Below are 18,826 nucleotides of genomic sequence, written 5' to 3'. Positions count from 1 at the left end.
ACCCGGAAGCTAAGCCTCACAGCGCCGATGGTACTGCAGGGGGGACCCTGTGGGAGAGTAGGACGCCGCCGAACAATCATTCCGAAGAACCCCCATCCGATTCCGGATGGGGGTTCTTTGCATTTCCCCGCCGGGAGGGGCGGCCCGTCGCCGGGCCGATGTGACACCGTCAAGCCGGCGGCCGTGACACCGTCAATATGCCGCTAAAACCGCATGATCAGTGCACAGATCAGTGGAATATCGTCTCCCACGCCGTAGTCTCGAAGGGGAGGGGAACAGGTGTCCGGGGGTGGCTCCCGGGCAGAGCCGGATCAAGAATGGTGCTCATGGGACGAGGCAGGCTGCGCATCTACCTTGGGGCTGCCCCCGGGGTCGGCAAGACGTACGCCATGCTCGCCGAGGCGCACCGGCGGCTGGCGCGTGGCACGGACGTCGTGGTGGCGTTCGTGGAGGACTACGGCCGGCGGCACACGGCGGACCAGGTCGACGGGCTGGAGGTGGTGCCGCGCCAGCGGCTGATGCACCGGGGCGCCGTCTTCACCGAGATGGACCTGGACGCCGTGCTGGCCCGCCGCCCGCAGGTGGCGCTGGTGGACGAGCTGCCGCACACCAACATTCCCGGCTGTCGCAACGCCAAGCGCTGGCAGGACGTGGAGGAGCTGCTGGCGGCCGGGATCGACGTGATCTCGACCGTCAACATCCAGCACCTGGAGTCGCTCGGCGACACCGTCGAGGGCATCACCGGGGTCCGGCAGCGCGAGACCGTGCCGGACGAGGTGGTCCGGCGGGCCGACCAGATCGAGCTGGTCGACATGTCCCCGCAGGCCCTGCGCCGCCGGCTGGCGCACGGCAACGTGTACACGCCCGAGAAGATCGACGCCGCCCTCGCCAACTACTTTCGCCCGGGCAACCTGACCGCTCTGCGTGAGCTCGCGCTGCTGTGGACCGCGGACCGGGTGGACGAGTACCTGCAGAAGTACCGGGCCGAGCAGGGCATCGAGGGCACCTGGCAGGCCCGGGAGCGGATTGTGGTGGGCCTGACCGGCGGGCCCGAGGGGGCGACGCTGATCCGCCGCGCGGCCCGGATCGCCGCCCGCGGCTCCGGCGGCGAACTGCTGGCCGTCCACATCTCCCGCTCGGACGGGCTCGCGGGCGCCGGCCACGGGTCGCCGCAGACGCTGATCGAGCAGCGGGCCCTGGTGGAGAGCCTGGGTGGCACCTTCCACTCCGTCCTGGGCGACGACCCCGCCGTCGGCTTGCTGGACTTCGCCCGGGGCGTGAACGCCACCCAGATCGTGCTGGGCACCAGCCGCCGGCCCGCCTGGCAGTACGTGTACGGGCCGGGCGTCGGCACGACGGTGACCCGGGAGGCTGGGGACATCGACGTCCACATGGTCACCCACGAGCACGCCGGGAGCGGGCACGGCCGGATACCGATCCGCCGGATCACCGACCTGGGCCGCACCCGGACGGTCGCGGGCTGGCTGATCGGCCTGGCCGGTCCGCCGCTGCTGGCGCTGGTGCTGACCGCGATCGGCGGGCTGGGCCTGTCCACCGACATGCTGCTGTTCCTGTCGCTGACCGTGCTCGCCGCGCTGGTCGGCGGGCTGCTGCCGGCGATCGGCTCGGCGCTGGTCGGCTCCTCGGTGCTGAACTACTACTTCACGCCGCCGATCCACACGTTCACCATCAACGAGCCGCAGAACATCATGGCGGTGGCCATCTTCACCGTCGTCGGCATCTCGGTGGCCTCCGTGGTGGACCTGGCGGCGCGCCGCACCCTCCAGGCGGCCCGCAGCCAGACCGAGGCGCAGACGCTCAGCGCGCTGGCCGGCACGGTGCTCCGCGGTGCGCCGAACGGGGACGGCGTGCTGACCGCACTGATGGAGCAGGTGCGGGAGACCTTCGGGCAGGAGAGCGCCGCGCTGCTGGAGCGCCCGGAGCCGCTCGGCGCCTGGGTGCCGGTCGCCTCCGCCGGGCCGTACCCGCCGGAGCGGCCCGAGGCGGCCGACGTGGACGTCCCGGTCGGCGAGAGCCTGGCGCTGGTGCTGCGCGGCCGGGTGCTGCCGGCGGCGGACCGCCGGCTGCTCGGGGCGTTCGCCGCGCAGGCGGCCGTGGTGCTGGAGCGCCGCCGGCTGGCCCGGGAGGCCGCCGCGGCCCGCCGGGAGGCCGAGGGCAACCGGATCCGCACCGCGCTGCTCGCCGCCGTCTCGCACGACCTGCGCACGCCGCTGGCGGGCATCAAGGCCTCGGTCACCTCGCTGCGCTCGGCCGACGTCGACTGGGATCCCGAGGACGAGGCGGAGCTGCTGGCCGGGATCGAGGCCGGGGCCGACCGGCTCGACCATCTGATCAACAACCTGCTGGACATGAGCCGGTTGCAGACCGGGACGGTCACCCCGCTGATCCAGGAGACCGACCTGGACGAGGTGGTGCCGTTCGCGCTCGGCGGCGTCCCGCCGGAGTCCGTCCGGCTGGAGGTCCCGGAGACGCTGCCGATGATCCGGGCCGACGGCGGGCTGCTGGAGCGCTCGCTGGCCAACCTGGTCGAGAACGCCGTCAAGTACAGCCCGGACGGCGTCAAGGTGCTGGTCAAGGCCGATGCGCTGCACCCGGCGGGCGGGCCGGGCCGGGTCGAGCTGCGGATAGTCGACCGCGGCCCGGGCGTGCCGGAGGAGGCCAAGGAGCGGATCTTCGCGCCGTTCCAGCGCTACGGGGACGCGCCGCGCGGCGCCGGGGTGGGCCTCGGGCTCGCGGTGGCGCGCGGGTTCGTCGAGGCCATGGACGGTACCGTCACGGCCGAGGACACCCCCGGCGGCGGCCTCACCATGGTCGTCACCCTGCCCGCCGCCGAGCGGCCCCCGGAACCGGGCGAGCCGGTCGGCGACGGCCAGGACCCCCTGTCGCGGCTCATCACGTGACATCCGGACCCACCGTCCGCCCGCACGTACTACCGTCCGTAAGTCCTACAGCCTGTAAGTCCGACAGCTCTGAAAGGCGGAGCCCGTATGACCCGGGTCCTCGTCGTGGACGACGAACCGCAGATCGTCCGCGCGCTGGTGATCAACCTCAAGGCCCGCAAGTACGAGGTCGACGCGGCCCATGACGGCGCGAGCGCCCTGGAGCTGGCCGCCGCCCGCCATCCCGACGTCGTCGTCCTCGACCTCGGCCTGCCCGACATGGACGGCGTCGAGGTGATCCGCGGCCTGCGCGGCTGGACCCGGGTGCCGATCATCGTGCTGTCGGCCCGGCACGCCTCCGACGAGAAGGTCGAGGCACTGGACGCCGGCGCCGACGACTACGTGACCAAGCCGTTCGGCATGGACGAGCTGCTCGCCCGGATGCGCGCCGCCGTGCGCCGTGCCGAGCCGGTGGCCGGCGAGGACGACTCGCTGGTGGTCACCGAGAGCTTCACCGTCGACCTCGCCGCCAAGAAGGTCAACCGGGACGGCACCGACGTACGCCTTACGCCGACCGAGTGGCACCTGCTGGAGGTGCTGGTCCGCAACGCCGGCCGGCTGGTCAGCCAGACCCAGCTGCTCCAGGAGGTCTGGGGCCCCGCCTACCGCACCGAGACCAACTACCTGCGGGTCTACCTCGCGCAGCTGCGCCGCAAGCTGGAGCGCGACCCCTCGCACCCGCGTCACTTCATCACCGAACCGGGCATGGGATACCGCTTCGAGAGCTGAGTACCGGGCGCCCGGCGGCTTCGCGGCCTGCCGTCGGGGGCCGGGAAACCGGTACCCTTCGGGCATGAGTGGTGACAACAGCAGCGACCAGCCGCAGGGTCGCTTCCGCCGCATGTTCAACCGGCTGACCTCCTCGTCCGAGGAGCTGCAGGCCGAGGAGCTGCGGCAGGAGAGCGCGGCGGAGTCGGGCTGCACGCCGATCGCCGGCTGCGCGGACCGCGAGCTGGTCACCGTGGCGGGCACGCTGCGCACGGTGACGCTCCGCCCGCGGGCCGGGGTGCCCGCCCTGGAGGCCGAGCTCTTCGACGGCACCGAGGCGCTGGACATGGTCTGGCTCGGCCGCCGCTCGATCGCGGGCATAGAGCCGGGCCGCCGGCTCGTCGCCAGCGGCCGGATCAGCCACGCACGCGGGCGCCGCGTGCTGTTCAACCCCCGCTATGAGCTGCGTCCGGTCGGACACGGGAGCGAATGAGCGTGAGCAACCAGCCCGGCGGCGAGGCCGCCCGGATCGACCTGGACGCCGCCGGCGTGGCCGCCTGGCAGGCGGCCGCCTCCGAGGAGGCCGCGGGCACCATCGTGCAGGCCGTCGGCGGTGCCGCCCGGCCCCTGTCGCAGTCCGAGCAGGACGCCGCGGACGCCGCCGACGAGGCCGCCCGCAAGGCCGCCGCCTCCAAGGAGGCCGCCGACACCGTGCTGCAGGCCTTCGGCGGCGTGCGCGGCATGATCGACATGACGCTGCCCGGCCTGGTCTTCATCGTCACCTACAACATCACCCACCAGGTGAGCGCGGCCGGCTGGGCCGCGCTCGCGCTGTGCGCGGTGTTCGTGGTGGTCCGGCTGGCCCGGCGGGAGACCGTCCAGCACGCCTTCAGCGGGGTGTTCGGCGTCGGTCTCGGCGTCTGGATCTCGATGAAGAGCGGCCGCGCCGAGGACTTCTACCTGCCCGGCCTGCTCTGGAACGTCGGCTACTGCGTCGCCATGGCGATCTCCGCCCTGGTGCGCTGGCCGCTGATCGGCCTGATGCTCGGCCCGATCACCGGCGAGATGTTCACCTGGCGCAAGGAGAACCCGGGCCGGCTCGCCGCCTACACCAGGGCGACCTGGGCCTGGGCGGTGATCATGGGTATCAAGCCGGTGATCCTCTTCCCGCTGTACTTCACCCACAACGTCAACCTGCTCGGCTGGCTGAAGGTCGCGCTCGGCATCCCGCCGCTGCTGCTGGCGATGTACGTGACCTGGCAGATCCTGCTGAAGGCGCCGCCGCCGATCAAGGCGCCGCTGGACGACGACGAGGAGCCGGCGGCGAAGTAGCCACACCGACGACGTAGCCGCACAGGCAACGGGACGAGGGCCCGCACCCATCTGGGCGCGGGCCCTCGTCCCGTTTTCGTACGGCCCCTACTGGGCGCCGGAGGTGGCGGAGAGCAGGTCCTCCAGCTCCTCCTCGCGCTCCTGGGCGGCCACGAAGAGCAGCTCGTCGCCGCCCTCCAGGGTGTCGTCCTTGCCCGGCACGAGCACCCGGCCCTCGCGGATGATGGTCACCAGAGCGGTGTCCTGCGGCCAGGCCACGTCGCCCACCCGGGTGCCGACCAGCTCGGTGTCGGCGGCCAGGGTCAGCTCGACCAGGTTGGCGTTGCCCTGGCTGAAGCGCATCAGGCGGACCAGGTCGCCGACGCTGACCGCCTCCTCGACCAGGGCGGACATCAGACGCGGGGTGGAGACGGCGACGTCCACGCCCCAGGACTCGTTGAAGAGCCACTCGTTCTTCGGGTTGTTCACCCGGGCGACCACGCGCGGCACCGCGTACTCGGTCTTGGCGAGCAGCGAGACGACGAGGTTGACCTTGTCGTCACCGGTCGCGGCGATCACCACGTGGCAGCGCTGCAGCGCCGCCTCGTCCAGCGAGGTGATCTCGCAGGCGTCGGCCAGCAGCCACTCCGCCATCGGGACCCGCTCCACCGAGATGGAGTTGGGGTTCTTGTCTATCAGCAGGACCTCGTGCCCGTTCTCCAGCAGCTCGCCCGCGATCGAGCGGCCCACGGCACCGGCCCCGGCAATGGCGACCCGCATCAGCGACCCTCCTCCTTCGGTCCCTGCGCGAACGCGGCCTCGACGGCCCTCAGGTCGGCCCGGCGCAGCATCACCTGCACCAGGTCGCCCTCCTGCAGCACCATCTGCGGCGTGGGCAGCACGCCCTCGCCGAGCCGGGTGACGAACGCGACCCGGGCGCCCGAGGTTTCTTCCAGCTCGCCGACGCGGTGGCCGACCCAGCGCGGGTCGTAGGCGACCTCGGCCAGCTGCACGCTGCCGCTCGGGTCCTGCCACAGCGGCTCGGCGCCGCTCGGCAGCAGCCGGCGCAGCATCTGGTCGGCGGTCCAGCGGACCGTCGCCACGGTCGGGATGCCCAGGCGCTGGTAGACCTCGGCGCGCCGGGGGTCGTAGATCCGGGCGGCGACGTTCTCGACGCCGAAGTTCTCCCGGGCCACCCGCGCGGCGATGATGTTGGAGTTGTCACCGCTGGAGACGGCGGCGAACGCGCCGGCCTCCTCGATGCCCGCCTCCCGCAGGGTGTCCTGGTCGAAGCCGACCCCGGTCACCCGGCGGCCGTTGAACCCGGCGCCCAGCCTGCGGAACGCGGTCGGGTCCTGGTCGACGACGGCCACCGAGTGGCCCTGTTTCTCCAGCGCTCTCGCGAGGGCGGAGCCCACGCGGCCGCAGCCCATGATGACGATGTGCACTGGCGCTACCTCACCCGTTCCGTAGGGTTATTGACCTGCGCAAACACCGTTCATCTCCCTCTCCCGCCCCGCTTTCCGGGGCGAGCGTCCTGATCCGGCACCGACGCGACAACGTGAGTGTTGCCCGTCGGCTCGTATCCGACACGCTAGCCGGTCCGCCGAACGCAGTCGCGACGAAGGGGGGGACAACCGGCGCAAGCCCTGTTGGGAAACCCCTACGATTCCTTAACGTGCCTATGCCGACAGACCTTCCGAAACGCATCCTGATCGGACGCGCCCTGCGGAGCGACAAACTGGGCGAAACGCTTCTCCCCAAGCGGATCGCCCTGCCCGTGTTCGCCTCGGACGCGCTCTCCTCGGTCGCGTACGCCCCCGAGGAGATCCTGCTCACGCTGTCCGTGGCGGGCGCTTCGGCCATCCACTTCTCCTGGCAGATCGGCGTCGTCGTCGCCGTCGTGATGCTCGCGGTGGTCGCCTCGTACCGGCAGAACGTGCACGCCTACCCGAGCGGTGGCGGCGACTACGAGGTCGCGACCGTCAACCACGGGCCCAACGCCGGCCTGGTCGTGGCGAGCGCCCTGATGGTCGACTACGTGCTCACGGTGGCGGTGTCCACCACGTCCGGGGTCGCCAACGTCGTCTCCGCGGTACCCGCTTTGCGCGGCCACGAGCTGACCCTGTCGGTCGTCGTGGTCGTGGTGCTGATGGGCATGAACCTGCGCGGCGTCCGCGAGTCCGGCACCGCCTTCGCCGTCCCCACCTACGCCTTCATGCTCGGCGTGGTCGGCATGGTCGGCTACGGGTTCTTCCGGCACTTCGGGCTCGGCCAGGACATGCCCGCCGAGAGCTCCGGCTTCCACCTCGCCGCCACCCCCGGCAACCAGTCGCCGGCCGGGTTCGCGATGGTGTTCCTGCTGCTGAAGTCCTTCTCCTCCGGCTGCGCCGCGCTCACCGGCGTGGAGGCCATCTCGAACGGCGTGCCGGCCTTCCGCAAGCCGAAGAGCAAGAACGCGGCCACCACGCTGCTGATGATGGCTTCGATCGCCGTGGTGATGTTCATGGGCATCATCTGGCTGGCCCGGCTCACCGGCGTCCAGATGGCCGAGAACCCCGCCGAACAGCTCGTCGGCGCCTCGCCGGACTACCACCAGAAGACCGCGCTCGCCCAGATCAGCGAGGCCGTCTTCGCGAACTTCACGCCCGGCTTCTACTTCGTCGCCGCCGTCACCGGCCTGATCCTGGTGCTCGCCGCCAACACCGCCTTCAACGGCTTCCCGGTGCTCGGCTCGATCCTCGCCCAGGACCGCTACCTGCCCCGCCAGCTGCACACCCGCGGCGACCGGCTCGCCTTCTCCAACGGCATCATCCTGCTGGCGATCGCCGCGATCCTGTTCATCTTCGCGTTCGACGCCGACCCCAACCGGCTGATCCAGCTGTACATCGTCGGCGTCTTCGTGTCCTTCAACATGAGCCAGTCCGGCATGATCCGGCACTGGACCCGGCTGCTGCGCACCGAGACCGACCCGGCCAGGCGCCGGCACATGCAGCGCAGCCGGGCGATCAACACCTTCGGCCTGGTGATGACCATGGCCGTGCTGGTCGTCGTCCTGGTCACCAAGATCAGCCATGCCTGGATCGCGATCGCCGCGATGGTCGTGCTGTACGTGATGATGAAGGGCATCCGGCGCCACTACGACCGGGTCTCCGAGGAGCTGACCGCCGCCGAGGAGATCGACGACGTGATGCTGCCCACCCGGGTCCACGCCATCGTCCTGGTCTCCAAGCTGCACAAGCCGGCGCTGCGCGCCCTCGCGTACGCGCAGCTGGCGCGCGCCCACACGCTGGAGGCCATCACCGTCAACGTCGACCCGGCGGACACCACGGCGCTGCGCCGGGAGTGGGACGAGCGCGGCATCGAGGTGCCGCTGAAGGTGCTGGACTCGCCGTTCCGCGAGATCACCGGGCCGGTCCTGGACTACGTCAAGAACCTGCGGCGCAGCAGCCCGCGCGACGTGGTGGCGGTCTACATCCCCGAGTACGTGGTCGGCCACTGGTACGAGCACCTGCTGCACAACCAGAGCGCGCTGCGGCTCAAGGGGCGGCTGCTGTTCAAGCCCGGAGTGATGGTCACCTCGGTGCCGTGGCAGCTGGAGTCGTCCGAGCGGCGCAGGCCGCAGAAGTCCTGGTCAGCGCCGGGGGCCGTCCGGCGTGGCGAGCCGAGGGCGCCGAAGGCCGTAAAGTCGAAGGATTCCGTTCGGACCGGCGTGACCGCCGGTGCGACCTCCGACCGCAGCAAGGACTCCTCCCAGTGACCCGCAACACTCCGCCCCGCTCCTCGGGCAAGTCCTCGGGCAAGTCCGGGGGCAACTCCGGCAAGGGCGCCCGCCGGGGCGGCTCCCAGCCCGGGCAGGTCGCCCGGCCGCGCTGGGGCCGGCCGGCCCGCCCGGAAGCCACCGACCGCGACGGCCTCACCGCGCGGACCGCGCCGCTCGCCCCGGGCGAGCGGGCGGAGCCGGGTGCGGCTTCGGACCAGGGCTCGGGCGCTGCGCCCTCCAAGCCGGCGGTGGGCAAGGGCTCGGCGGGCAAGTCCGGGGCCGGTAGGGCTGCGACTGGTAAGGCTTCGGCGGGCACGGGCTCGGCGGGCACGGGCTCGGCGGGGCAGGCTGCGGCGTCCGCGACCGGCAAGTCCGGGGCGGGCAAGTCCGGGGCGGGCAAGTCCGGGGCGGGCAAGTCCGGGGCGGGCAAGGGCAAGGCGCCGCGCAAGCAGGCCGTCCGCCCGCCGAAGGCGCTGCGCACCGCGCCCCGGGCGCCGCGTCCCGAGACGCCGTCCGGCGACCCGCTGGCCGGGGAGCGGTACGAGGTCGAGGTCGGCCCGGTCGCGCACGGCGGCGGGCACTGCGTGGCCCGGCACGAGGGTCGGGTGCTCTTCGTCCGGCACGCGCTGCCGGGCGAGAAGGTGATCGCGCTGGTCACCGATGGCACCACGACCTCCCGGTTCCTGCGGGCCGACGCGGTGGAGATCCTGGAGCCTGCGAAGGAGCGGATCGCCCCGCCGTGCCCGTTCGCCGGGCCCGGCAAGTGCGGCGGCTGCGACTGGCAGCACGTCACCCCCGGCGGGCAGCGCAAGCTCAAGGCGTCGGTGCTGACCGAGCAGTTGGCGAAGCTGGCCGGGCTCACCCCGGCCGAGGCGGGCTGGGACGGCAGCGTCGAGCCGGTCGGCGGCAAGCTCCCGGCCGGGCAGGTGCCGGCCTGGCGCACCCGGGTCCAGTACGCGGTGGACCCGGAGACCGGCAAGGTCGGCCTGCGCAAGCACCGTTCGCACGAGATCCAGCCGGTGGACCACTGCCTGATCGCCGCGGAGGGCGTCACCGAGCTGGGCATCGAGGCCCGCGACTGGCCGGGCGTCGCGACCGTCGAGGTGGTCGCCGCGAGCGGTTCCTCGGACCGCCAGGTGGTGCTCACCCCGCAGCCCGGCGCTCAGCTGCCGCTGGTCGAGCTGGACAAGCCGGTGTCGATCGCCCGGGTGGACGACCAGGGCGACATCCACCGCGTGCACGGCCGCTCTTTCGTGCGCGAGCGGGCCGCCGGGCGCACCTGGCGGGTCAGCAACGGCGGCTTCTGGCAGATCCACCCCGAGGCGCCGGACACCCTGGTGGACGCCGTCCTGGACGGCCTGGACCCGCAGTGGGGCGAGAACGCGCTCGACCTGTACTGCGGCGTCGGCCTGTTCGCGGGCGCGCTGGCCGACCGGGTCGGCGAGGACGGCGCGGTGCTCGGCATCGAGTCGGCCAAGCAGGCCGTGGTCGACGCCCGGCACAACCTGGCCGCGCTGGACAACGTCCGGATCGAGTGCGACCGGGTGGAGACGCTGCTGCCGCGCACCGGCATCACCGCCACCGACCTGATCGTGCTGGACCCGCCGCGCGCGGGCGCCGGGCGGGAGACCGTCGCGCACCTGGTGGGCCTGGAGGCGCGCCGCATCGCCTACGTCGCGTGCGACCCGGCGGCGCTCGCCCGGGACCTGGCCTTCTTCCGCGAGGGCGGCTACCGGCCGGTCTCGCTGCGGGCGTTCGACCTGTTCCCGATGACGCACCACTTCGAGTGCGTGGCCATCCTGGAGCCGGCCGGGGAGTGATCCGCGGACTGCCTTGGCAGGAATACTGCCTTGGCAGGAATGATGAAGAGGCGGCACCCGGGGTCTTCCGGGTGCCGCCTCTTCGTCGTGTCGGGGCGCCGGTCAGGGCTCGTTGTGCTCCTCCTCGTCGGCGCTGTGCGGAAGGTCGATCCCGTGCTGGGCGGCGAGCCGGAGCAGTCCGGCGATCCGGCCCTCGTACGCCTGGACGCCGTCGGCGTCCCCTTCGGCCCGGGCCGCCGCGAGGTCCCGGCGGGCCTGGGCGAGCTGCTCGCGCAGCTCTTGGTCGAACATGGCTGTCATTGCCGGCCTCCACACCGGTCGGTGCCGCTCCGCGGAATGCTCAGGAGTGTTCAGAGTCGTGGAAGGTGAAGGACTCTTCAAGTCTCCCGCGTCGTGGCGGGGTGGTTCGGCGGGCGGTGGGTATGGGTCTCCCGGGTCGCGCAGGGGCGTGCGGTGGGTGCGTGCGGCGGCGGGTCTGCGCTCTTGTTGTGCTAGCACTTCGGCGCTAGCTTGAGGCCTATGGGTAAAAAGCAGCTGAACGTCCGGGTGGACGCGACCACCGCGGAGATGGCCCGGGAGCGGGCGGAGCAGCAGGGGATCAGCATGAACCAGTACATCGAGCGCCTGGTCCAGCAGGACATGGGCGAGGCCGGGCGGGCCTTCGTCGACGCCGCCGCGCAGTTCATGAAGGAGTACGAGTCGGCCTTCCTGGCCGAGTTCGGGGAGCCGGGCGACCTTCAGGACGTGCGCCGTTGAAACTGGAGGTCGACCTCTCGTGGCTGCTCATGACCGCCGAGCAGTACACGCCCGGTGACCCGCAGGTCACCGACTACGGATCGCTGCTCGCGGCGGTCTCCCGGCACCAGGCCGAGATCTTCGACATCGCCGTCTACCCCGAGCCGCCGGACCGCGCCGCCGCCCTGATGCACCAGCTGATCCGGGTGCCGGCCCTGGAGAAGACCAACGAGCTGTACGCGACCGCCGTCGCCTACGCCTACCTCGTCGCCAGCGGCTGCACGGTCGCGACCACCGCGCGCGAGGTGCGCAGCCTCGCCCGGGCCATCCGGGAGGGGCGGCTCGGGGTGTCGGGCGTCGCCGAACGGCTGTCCGCGTGGGTGGTGGACGAGGCGGAGGGGGAGGGCGTCAGCGGGGCGGACGACGAGGACGAGGACGACGACTGACCGTCGGGGCGTCGTCGTCCCCGCCTGTTCGGGGCGTCCTCGTTCCCGTCTGTTCGGGGAGCCGGGGTTTGGGGCGTCAGGAAGCGGTGTCGTCCGGGGCCGGTTCGGCGATCAGCGCCGTCGCGAACGGGCGGAAGCCGGCCCGGCGGTAGATCCGGGCGACGTCCTCGTCCGCGGCGGACAGGAACACCGTCCGCACGCCGTTCGCCCGAGCATGTACGACCAGCGCCGCCGTGACCGCCAGGCCGAGGCCGCGCCGGCGCGCCGTCGGCAGTGTGCCGACCCCGGCCACCTCGGTGACCGGGCCCACCGGGTTGTGCTGGCCCGCGCACAGCGCCGTACCGTCCTCCAGCGCCGCCGCGAGCACGGTGGTGCCGGCGGTGATCCGCTGCGTGATCCGCTCCACTGCGCCCTCTGCGGCCAACTTGGCTGCCGTCTCGGCCAGTTCGGCGGGCCCGGCGGTGCCCAGGCCGGTGCCCGGCTCGGCGAACGCCAGGTGCGGGACGGCGACCGCGCTCGCCAGTTCGGGGGCGTCCGCGGCCAGGATCCGCACGTTCACCTGCTGTCCCCGCTCGGCGGGGGCCTCGGCCGGACCGTCCGCCGGACCCAGTACCAGGAGCGGGTGCTCGTGCACCGCCAGTCCGGCCTCCTCGATGGCGGCGCGCAGCCGCGGGTCGTGCTCGGCCACCCACTCGAACGCCTCGGGAAGGCCCAACTCCCGCTGCCGGGCCAGCACTCGGCGGACGTCCTCGGCGGTGGCGGCCGGGCCGTCGTGGCCGAGCGTCGGCCGGGCGTAGTACGGCCAGCCGGCGCCCTCGCGGACGAACAGGGTCAGCGGACCGAAGTCCTCGGCGCGGGCGGCGCTGCGCGGCACCGCGTCGTAGTAGCGCTCGATCTCGTCGAGGAGCTGGTGGTCGGGGTGCGCGGGTTCATGATCGGCTGAAGTCACGGCGTGCATCCAAGCAGGGCGCGGGCCTGCCCCGCCACCCGGTTTGAGCGGGCCGGCGGCCGCGGTTCCGTACGGTCGTCGGGATTCGTCGGGATACGCACCGACCGTCGTGCGATTGTTGCCGAACGCTTACAGGCGCGGCGATCTTGGCCGTGAACCGCGTGGCATGCTGATGCCTTTACAGCTCTGCCGAGGGGGACGGCGGAACGTCCGGACTCGGCACGGCAAGGGGGGAAGACAGGCCCATGAGGCTCTGCTTTCTGGTGGAGGAGCACTACCGGCACGACGGCATGCCGCTCGACGTGGCACGCCAACTCACCGCGTGGGGACACCGGGTGGACGTGCTGCGCCCCGGCGACTCGCTGCTGGCGATCTCCGAGGCGGTGCGGGCCGGCAGCCACGACGCGTGGGTGCTGAAGACCGTCTCCGGCGGGCCCGGGCTCACCCTGCTGGACGCGGCGGCCGCCGTCGGGCTCACCACGGTCAACGACGTCCGCTCGATCCGCGGCGTGCGCGACAAGGCGCTGGCCGCCGTCATAGCCCGCACCCGCGGCCTGCCCGTGCCCGTCACCTACGCCGCCGCCCGCTGGGAGCGGCTCGCCGAGATCCCCGCCGTCGAGTACCCGCTGGTCGTCAAGCCGGCCGACGGCAGCTCCGGGCGCGCCGTGCGGCTGGTTCCGACGCCCGACCACCTGCTCGCGCTCGGCCCCGAACTCGCCGGCGAGGGGCTGCTGATCGCCCAGCCGTACGTGCCCAACTCCGGTACCGACCTCAAGGTGTACTGCGTCGACGGCGAGTTCTACGCCACCGAGCGCTGCTCCCCGCTGCACCCCGGGCAGGGGGCGCGCGAGCGGCAGGTGCCGCTCGCCGGGGAGGTTGCGCGTATCGCGGCGCAGGTGGGGGAGGTGTTCGGGCTCGACCTGTACGGCGTGGACGTGCTGCTCGGGCCGGACGGGCCGGTGGTCGTGGACGTCAACGACTTCCCGAGCTTCCGGCAGGTGCCGGACGCGGTGGCCCGGGTCGCGCGGGCGGTGCTGCGGCTCGCGCGCAGCGGGACGGCGGTTTCGGCTCCGACGCCCGAGTTGGTGGCGGCGGGGGGTTATGGGCAACCGGGGTACGGGCGTGGCGAGTTCGGTCGTGGTGAGTTCGGTCGGCGCGAGTTCGGCGGGGCGATATGAGGGTCGGCCTGATCGCCGCCGACCCGGGGCATCCGGTGCTGGCGGCCACCGCTGAGCTGCTCGCGCGGGAACACGAGGTGCAATACTTCGACCCGGGCGCGGGGTTGGTGCCCGGCCCGCCGGTCGACGTCTGTCTGCTCAAGACCCATACGCCGCAAGCCTTCGCGCTCGCCCGGGAGTTGGAGTCGCGTGGCGTGCCGGTTGTCAACTCGGCGGCGGCGACCGAGCTCTGCCAGGACCGCATGCGGATGGCGGAGCTCGCCCGGGCCGCCGGGCTGCCGTTCGCGGACACGTGCACGGTCGGCGCGTTGGGCCAACTCGTCGACCCCGTCTATCCGTTCGTGGTGAAGAGCCGGCACAGCCGGCGCCATGACCTCGTCGCCCGGGTCGACGGCGCGGCGCGGCTGCGCGAACTCGCCGCGCGCTGGCCGGGCGAGGCCGTCGTCACCCAGCCGTTCCTCGACGGGACCGGCTGGGACCAGAAACTGTGGGTGGTCGACGGCCAGGTGTTCGCCGCCCGGCGTCGCTCCGAACTCGCGCCGACCGACGGCGGCACGGGGCACGCGGGGGAGTGGGAGCCGCCCGCCGACCGGGCCGCCCTCGCGCTGCGCGTCGGCGAGGTGTTCGGCCTCGACGTGTACGGCGTCGACCTGCTCGACGGGCCCGCCGAGCCCGTCATCGTCGACGTCAACGCCTTCCCCGGCATCCGCGGCCGGGCCGGCGCCCCCGAAGCGCTGGCCGCCCTCGCCCTGCGCGTCGCGGCGGACGGGGGTCGTTAGGCTTTCCGTCCAGGGCCACCGGCCCACGGGGTGTACGGCGAGAGAAGACGGAACGTTGCTGCAGGACATCGAGCCCTACCTGGCCTGCCCGCACTGCGCGCAGGCCCTCACCCGGCACGAGCGCACCCTGCGCTGCCCGGCCGGGCACAGCTTCGACCTCGCCAAGCAGGGCTACGTCAGCCTCCTCGCCGGCGACGCCCACACGGGCACCGGCGACACCGCCGACATGGTCGCCGCCCGGGCGGACTTCCTCGCCGCCGGCCACTACCGGCCCATCGCCGACGCCCTCGCCGAGGCCGCCGGGGCCGCCGACCCCGAGGGCCTCGTCGCCGACCTCGGCGCCGGCACCGGCCACTACCTGGCCCACGTCCTCGACGCCCTGCCCGGACGGCCCGGCGCCGCCCTCGACATCTCCAAGTACGCGCTGCGCCGCGCCGCCAAGGCCCACCCCCGGATCGGCGCCGTCGTCTGCGACGCCTGGCGGCCGCTGCCGCTTCGCGACGCCTCCGCCGGGCTGATGCTCAACGTCTTCGCCCCGCGCAACGGGCCCGAGATCCGCCGGGTGCTGCGCCCCGGCGGCACCCTGCTGCTGGTCTCGCCGACCTCGCGCCACCTGCGCGAACTCGTCGCCGCACTGGGGCTGCTGTCGGTCGACGAGGAGAAGCAGCGGCGGATCGACGAGAAGCTCGGGCCCTACCTGACGCTGGGCGGGCAGCGGGAGGTCGAATTCACGATGCGGCTGGGTGCGGAGGACGTGCGGACGGTCGTCGGGATGGGGCCCAGCGCCTGGCACACCGACCCGGAGCGGCTGGCCTCGGCACTCGCCGGGCTGCCGGAGCCGGTCGAGGTGACCGCCTCGGTGACGGTCGCGGCGTACCGGCGCTGACCCTCGCTGACCGCGCCGACCTGCGTGGACCGGTGCGTTCTCGGGTGGGCGTGCCCCGTTGGGATGAATCTGCCGAGCAGGCACGTTTCTGCCGCGCGGCCTGCGGCTAACGTCCGACGGGTGAACCGCGACGCCACCCGGCCCGCCGTGCCGGCCCACCCCCGACCGGACGCCCCGGGGCCCGATCGGACGCCCGTGCCCCGCCCCACCGTCGAGGAGCTCCGGCTCACCTCCTTCAAGTCCTACCGGCGCGCCACCCTGCCGCTCGCGCCGCTCACCGTCCTGCACGGGCCAGCCGGCGTCGGCAAGTCCAACGCGCTCGACGCGCTCGCCGTCCTGTCCCGGCTCGCCCTCGGCGAGGAGATCGCCGACTCCCTCGACGGGCTCCCGGGCGTGACCGGCCCGCTCGCCACGGCCGTCCGCGGGGGCCTCGACGGGTGCGTGCCGCACGGGCGGGACGCGATCATCCTCGGCTGCACCGTCCGGTCCGCCGAGGGGCGGATCCGGCTCGACGTCGTCATCCGCACCGACGGCGCGGTCCGGATCGCCCGAGAGTCGCTCAGCCTCGACGGCCGGATGCTGGCCGAGACCGGCGAGCAGGACCTCCGTGGCCGGCGCGTCAACGTCTGCTGGCACAACGACACCCGCCAGGGTGACATCCGGGCGCCCTTCCCCAGCGGAACCATGATCACCGCGCAGCTCCCGCTCCGGGTCGCCGGCTCCTCGCCGGGCGAGCGCAAGGTCCTGGCCGCCACTGAGCACCTGCTCACCGCGCTGCGCGAGGTCTTCCCCGTCCACCCAGTGCCGTCGCTCATGCGCGACTGGGCCCGGCCAGACCCGCAGGCGCGCCTGCAGACCAGCGCCGCCAACATCTCCGCGGTCATCGCCCGGCTCGCCGGCGAATGCCCGCGCCGCTACGGCCAGCTGCTGCGGGTCGTCCAGTCCGCCGCCCCGCACCCGCTGCTCGGCCTCGACCTCGCCCACCGCGGCACCGGGCCGGACCGGCGCGTCCTCGCCGTCTTCGACGAGGGCGTCCTCGGGCGCACCGGGGCCGACCAGGCTTCCGACGGCATGCTGCGCCACCTCGCGTTCGCCGCCGTGCTGCTCACCGGCGCCGGGGTGCTCGACCTGGACGTGGCCGCCGAGGTGCCGTGGGCGCACCGGCAGCTCACCGTCCTCGCGGAGGACCTCGGCGCCGGGCTGTCCACCGAGCAGACCGCCTCGCTGCTGCGGCTGGCGCTGGAGATGTCCGGGCGCAACCAGCTGCGGGTCCTCGCCGCGTTGCAGGAGCCCGCGGCGGCGCGGGAGGTGTTCGGTGGGGCCGGCATTCCCGGTGCTGCCGTGCTGGTGGAATGCCGCCGCGACCCGGACTCGGGGCACACCGTGCTGTGGACCGGGGGCGCCCGGGTGCCCGCCCAGTGCGGGCGTGGGGACGGGGCCGGCACGGGGGCGGACGCGGATGAGGTAGACCTGGACGCGTGAACGAACGACCGGTGGAACCTGTGGCAGCTACGGAACCTTTGGAGCCTGCGGAACCTGTGGGGCCTGCGGAACCTGTGGCGCCGACGTTGGAGGGCCTGCGGCAGCGGCTGGTGGAGTTCGCGGCGGCCCGGGAGTGGGAGCCCTTCCACACGCCGAAGAACCTGGCGGCGGCGCTGAGCGTGGAGGCGGGCGAGTTGCTGGAGATCTTCCAGTGGCTGACGCCCGAGCAGGCCGCCGCGGTGATGTCGGACCCGGAGCGCGCCCACCGGGTGCGGGACGAGGTGGCCGACGTCCTCGCGTACCTGGTGCAGTTCTGCACGGCGGTGGGGGTGGACCCGCTGGCGGCGCTCGCGGCCAAGATCGAGCGGAACGAGGAGCGCTTCCCGGCACCGGGCGCGGCTGAGGGCGGCGCGCTGGACGTCAAGCCGAACGTCAAGCCGGACGTCAAGCGAGACCTGGGCGAATAACCCTTGCGGGGGACGGGAGTTGTCCACAGGCCCGGAGTTGTCCACAGCTTCGGAAAGGGTGGATGCGGACCTCCCGCCCTCCGGCGCACGCTTTCGCCGTGACCACGAGCCGCCCCCGCGGCGGCCGTGGCCGGACGGTGACAGCGAGCGGAAAGAGGTGGCGGCCATGGAGGCGCTGCGAATGATCAAGACGGCCCGGCACGCCCTGACCGAGGCCAGGCACGTACCGGACGTGCTGGCCGAGGCGCGGCAGGCGGCGCTGCTCACCGAGGCGGTGGGGGCCCGGCTGGCGGAGCTGGACGACGAGGAGTTGGCGGGGCTGGGCCGGCAGCTGTCCGAGGCGGGGTCGCACGCCTCGGTCTGCCTGGACCGGTCCGTCGTCAAGGCCGCCGTATTGAGCGGCGGGCGCTCCGGTCGGCTCACCGAACTCGGCGAGCTGGAGCCGACGTTCGGTGCGCTGGACGGGCTGCTGCGGGAGCTCGGCGAGACGCTGGTGGTGCTGGCCTGCGGGGCCGACACCGAGAGCCTGTACTGGACGTGCATCGACGCCGTCGACGCAGTGGCGGAGTGCAAGGACCTCGCGGTGCGGCTGTGCGAGGCGGCGGGCAGGGCCGGGGGACCGGCAGGTACGGCGCTCGGCGGAGCGGAGGAGGCCGAGCCGGTGGGGCGCGGGGCGCCCTTACTGGTGGTCCGGCTCGGCCCGCCGGGTGAAGGCAGGGCGCCGGCGCCCGACTACCGCGTGCCGGGCGCGGCAGAGGCGCCGGAGGTGTCTGTGCCGGCGGGATAGGCGCCCCGGGCGCCGGAGGACTGCAGCTCGGCGAGGTCCGCGGTCACCGAGGCGAGCAGTTCCTGCATCTGCTCCAGCAGGCTCTTCGGAAGGGTGGGCGTGGCCGGCGCGTCGGCAGCCGCCGGGCTGCTCGGGAGCTGCGAGGGTTCGGACATGACGGGGACCTCTTCGGATCGGTGGTGCGACGTGTAGCGGCCGACGGTGGCTCGGCCCGCGCAGCGGGGGTGCCTGTCGCCTTGCCACCGAAGCGCACGCTCCCGCTGCTGCACCCAACGAGCCGCGCCGGGCGTCGGTCACCGCGCACCACCCGATGCGGTCCAACTCCCCTCACCAGTAAGCCTCCCGAGTGAGGCGAGGTTGCCGCACCCACACGGCGGAGTCGGCGGGCAGGGGATGAGGCCTGGTTGCGGATCGCGCGGGATGTTGGCTGCTCGGCGCCGGCATGCCCGGCGCCGAGCAGCCCGGAGAGGGAGCGCGGGGACACGGGGAACAGGGGACCGGGATCACCGGGGTAGGGGACACGGGGCGGGAGGGGGAGGGGCCCGGGGCCGCGGC

At 73.2% G+C, this 18,826-nt stretch carries 19 protein-coding genes and 1 rRNA gene; 15 read left to right on the top strand and 5 right to left on the bottom strand.

Annotation, left to right across the window (positions count from 1 at the left end):
• The 5 genes from rrf to KV557_RS39850 all read left to right on the top strand — a co-directional run.
• A 5S ribosomal RNA gene (gene rrf, locus KV557_RS45185) occupies window positions 1–74 on the top strand; the annotation flags it as partial.
• Between the two features lie 252 nt (window positions 75–326).
• Window positions 327–2,921 (top strand): sensor histidine kinase, encoded by a 2,595-nt coding sequence (locus tag KV557_RS39860; protein WP_256178660.1) that lies wholly within the window; start codon window positions 327–329, stop codon window positions 2,919–2,921.
• Window positions 2,922–3,008: 87 nt separating this feature from the next.
• The gene (locus KV557_RS43810; RefSeq protein WP_033351413.1) at window positions 3,009–3,689 is read left to right on the top strand and encodes a response regulator; all 681 of its coding nucleotides are present in this window, start codon (window positions 3,009–3,011) and stop codon (window positions 3,687–3,689) included.
• 64 nt (window positions 3,690–3,753) lie between these two features.
• Window positions 3,754–4,161 carry an OB-fold nucleic acid binding domain-containing protein gene (locus KV557_RS39855; RefSeq protein ID WP_218206910.1) on the top strand — a complete coding sequence of 136 codons (408 nt, stop codon included), beginning with the start codon at window positions 3,754–3,756 and terminating at the stop codon, window positions 4,159–4,161.
• Between the two features lie 2 nt (window positions 4,162–4,163).
• A complete protein-coding gene (locus KV557_RS39850; protein WP_308130298.1) occupies window positions 4,164–5,000 on the top strand; it encodes a DUF3159 domain-containing protein in 837 nt (278 codons plus the stop codon).
• 87 nt (window positions 5,001–5,087) lie between these two features.
• On the opposite strand, the gene KV557_RS39845 is transcribed toward KV557_RS39850, so the two are convergent.
• Both KV557_RS39845 and KV557_RS39840 read right to left on the bottom strand, forming a co-directional pair.
• Window positions 5,088–5,759: a potassium channel family protein gene (locus KV557_RS39845; protein WP_218206906.1), complete on the bottom strand. Its 672-nt coding sequence runs from the start codon at window positions 5,757–5,759 to the stop codon at window positions 5,088–5,090.
• Window positions 5,759–6,427: a potassium channel family protein gene (locus KV557_RS39840; RefSeq protein ID WP_218206904.1), complete on the bottom strand. Its 669-nt coding sequence runs from the start codon at window positions 6,425–6,427 to the stop codon at window positions 5,759–5,761. The genes KV557_RS39845 and KV557_RS39840 overlap by 1 nt, the downstream gene beginning before the upstream one ends.
• Before the next feature lie 236 nt (window positions 6,428–6,663).
• Here KV557_RS39840 and KV557_RS39835 point away from each other — a divergent pair, with 236 nt between their 5' ends.
• Window positions 6,664–8,739 (top strand): APC family permease, encoded by a 2,076-nt coding sequence (locus tag KV557_RS39835; protein WP_256178661.1) that lies wholly within the window; start codon window positions 6,664–6,666, stop codon window positions 8,737–8,739.
• 476 nt (window positions 8,740–9,215) lie between these two features.
• Window positions 9,216–10,562, top strand: coding sequence for a class I SAM-dependent RNA methyltransferase (locus KV557_RS39830; protein ID WP_218206913.1), 1,347 nt, complete (start codon window positions 9,216–9,218; stop codon window positions 10,560–10,562).
• A gap of 102 nt (window positions 10,563–10,664) precedes the next feature.
• Here the strand turns inward: KV557_RS39830 and KV557_RS39825 are convergent, their stop codons facing one another.
• The gene (locus KV557_RS39825; protein WP_218206900.1) at window positions 10,665–10,862 is read right to left on the bottom strand and encodes a hypothetical protein; all 198 of its coding nucleotides are present in this window, start codon (window positions 10,860–10,862) and stop codon (window positions 10,665–10,667) included.
• Between the two features lie 219 nt (window positions 10,863–11,081).
• On the opposite strand from KV557_RS39825, the gene KV557_RS39820 reads away from it, so the two are divergent.
• A complete protein-coding gene (locus KV557_RS39820) occupies window positions 11,082–11,318 on the top strand; it encodes a toxin-antitoxin system HicB family antitoxin (protein ID WP_218206898.1) in 237 nt (78 codons plus the stop codon).
• Window positions 11,315–11,743, top strand: coding sequence for a fic family toxin-antitoxin system, toxin component (locus tag KV557_RS39815; RefSeq protein WP_218206896.1), 429 nt, complete (start codon window positions 11,315–11,317; stop codon window positions 11,741–11,743). The genes KV557_RS39820 and KV557_RS39815 overlap by 4 nt, the downstream gene beginning before the upstream one ends.
• A gap of 76 nt (window positions 11,744–11,819) precedes the next feature.
• Here KV557_RS39815 and KV557_RS39810 read toward each other — a convergent pair whose 3' ends face one another.
• Window positions 11,820–12,692: a GNAT family N-acetyltransferase gene (locus KV557_RS39810; RefSeq protein WP_308130297.1), complete on the bottom strand. Its 873-nt coding sequence runs from the start codon at window positions 12,690–12,692 to the stop codon at window positions 11,820–11,822.
• A 245-nt stretch (window positions 12,693–12,937) separates the two neighbouring features.
• On the opposite strand from KV557_RS39810, the gene KV557_RS39805 reads away from it, so the two are divergent.
• The 6 genes from KV557_RS39805 to KV557_RS39780 all read left to right on the top strand — a co-directional run bounded on the left by KV557_RS39805 (window position 12,938) and on the right by KV557_RS39780 (window position 18,271).
• A complete protein-coding gene (locus KV557_RS39805) occupies window positions 12,938–13,870 on the top strand; it encodes an ATP-grasp domain-containing protein (RefSeq protein WP_218206892.1) in 933 nt (310 codons plus the stop codon).
• Entirely contained in the window at window positions 13,867–14,649 is a 783-nt protein-coding gene (locus KV557_RS39800; protein ID WP_218206890.1) for an ATP-grasp domain-containing protein, read from the top strand. Before KV557_RS39805 ends, KV557_RS39800 begins: the two co-directional genes overlap by 4 nt.
• Window positions 14,650–14,704: 55 nt before the next feature.
• Window positions 14,705–15,535 (top strand): putative RNA methyltransferase, encoded by an 831-nt coding sequence (locus KV557_RS39795; RefSeq protein ID WP_218206888.1) that lies wholly within the window; start codon window positions 14,705–14,707, stop codon window positions 15,533–15,535.
• 120 nt (window positions 15,536–15,655) lie between these two features.
• Entirely contained in the window at window positions 15,656–17,017 is a 1,362-nt protein-coding gene (locus KV557_RS39790) for an AAA family ATPase (protein WP_218206886.1), read from the top strand.
• A gap of 95 nt (window positions 17,018–17,112) precedes the next feature.
• On the top strand, window positions 17,113–17,484 hold the full coding sequence (locus tag KV557_RS39785) for a nucleotide pyrophosphohydrolase (RefSeq protein WP_374106729.1): 372 nt from the start codon (window positions 17,113–17,115) through the stop codon (window positions 17,482–17,484).
• 166 nt (window positions 17,485–17,650) lie between these two features.
• Complete coding sequence (locus KV557_RS39780; protein ID WP_218206882.1) at window positions 17,651–18,271, top strand: DUF6099 family protein; 621 nt, start codon at window positions 17,651–17,653, stop codon at window positions 18,269–18,271.
• Here KV557_RS39780 and KV557_RS39775 read toward each other — a convergent pair.
• The gene (locus tag KV557_RS39775) at window positions 18,217–18,426 is read right to left on the bottom strand and encodes a hypothetical protein (protein WP_218206878.1); all 210 of its coding nucleotides are present in this window, start codon (window positions 18,424–18,426) and stop codon (window positions 18,217–18,219) included. The genes KV557_RS39780 and KV557_RS39775 overlap by 55 nt on opposite strands.
• Window positions 18,427–18,826 lie beyond the last annotated feature (400 nt).

Source organism: Kitasatospora aureofaciens, assembly GCF_019192735.1.
GTDB classification, from domain to species: Bacteria; Actinomycetota; Actinomycetes; order Streptomycetales; family Streptomycetaceae; genus Kitasatospora; species Kitasatospora aureofaciens_A.
Note: the sequence above shows the minus strand (reverse complement) of the source record. Positions and strands in the feature narration are given on the sequence as shown.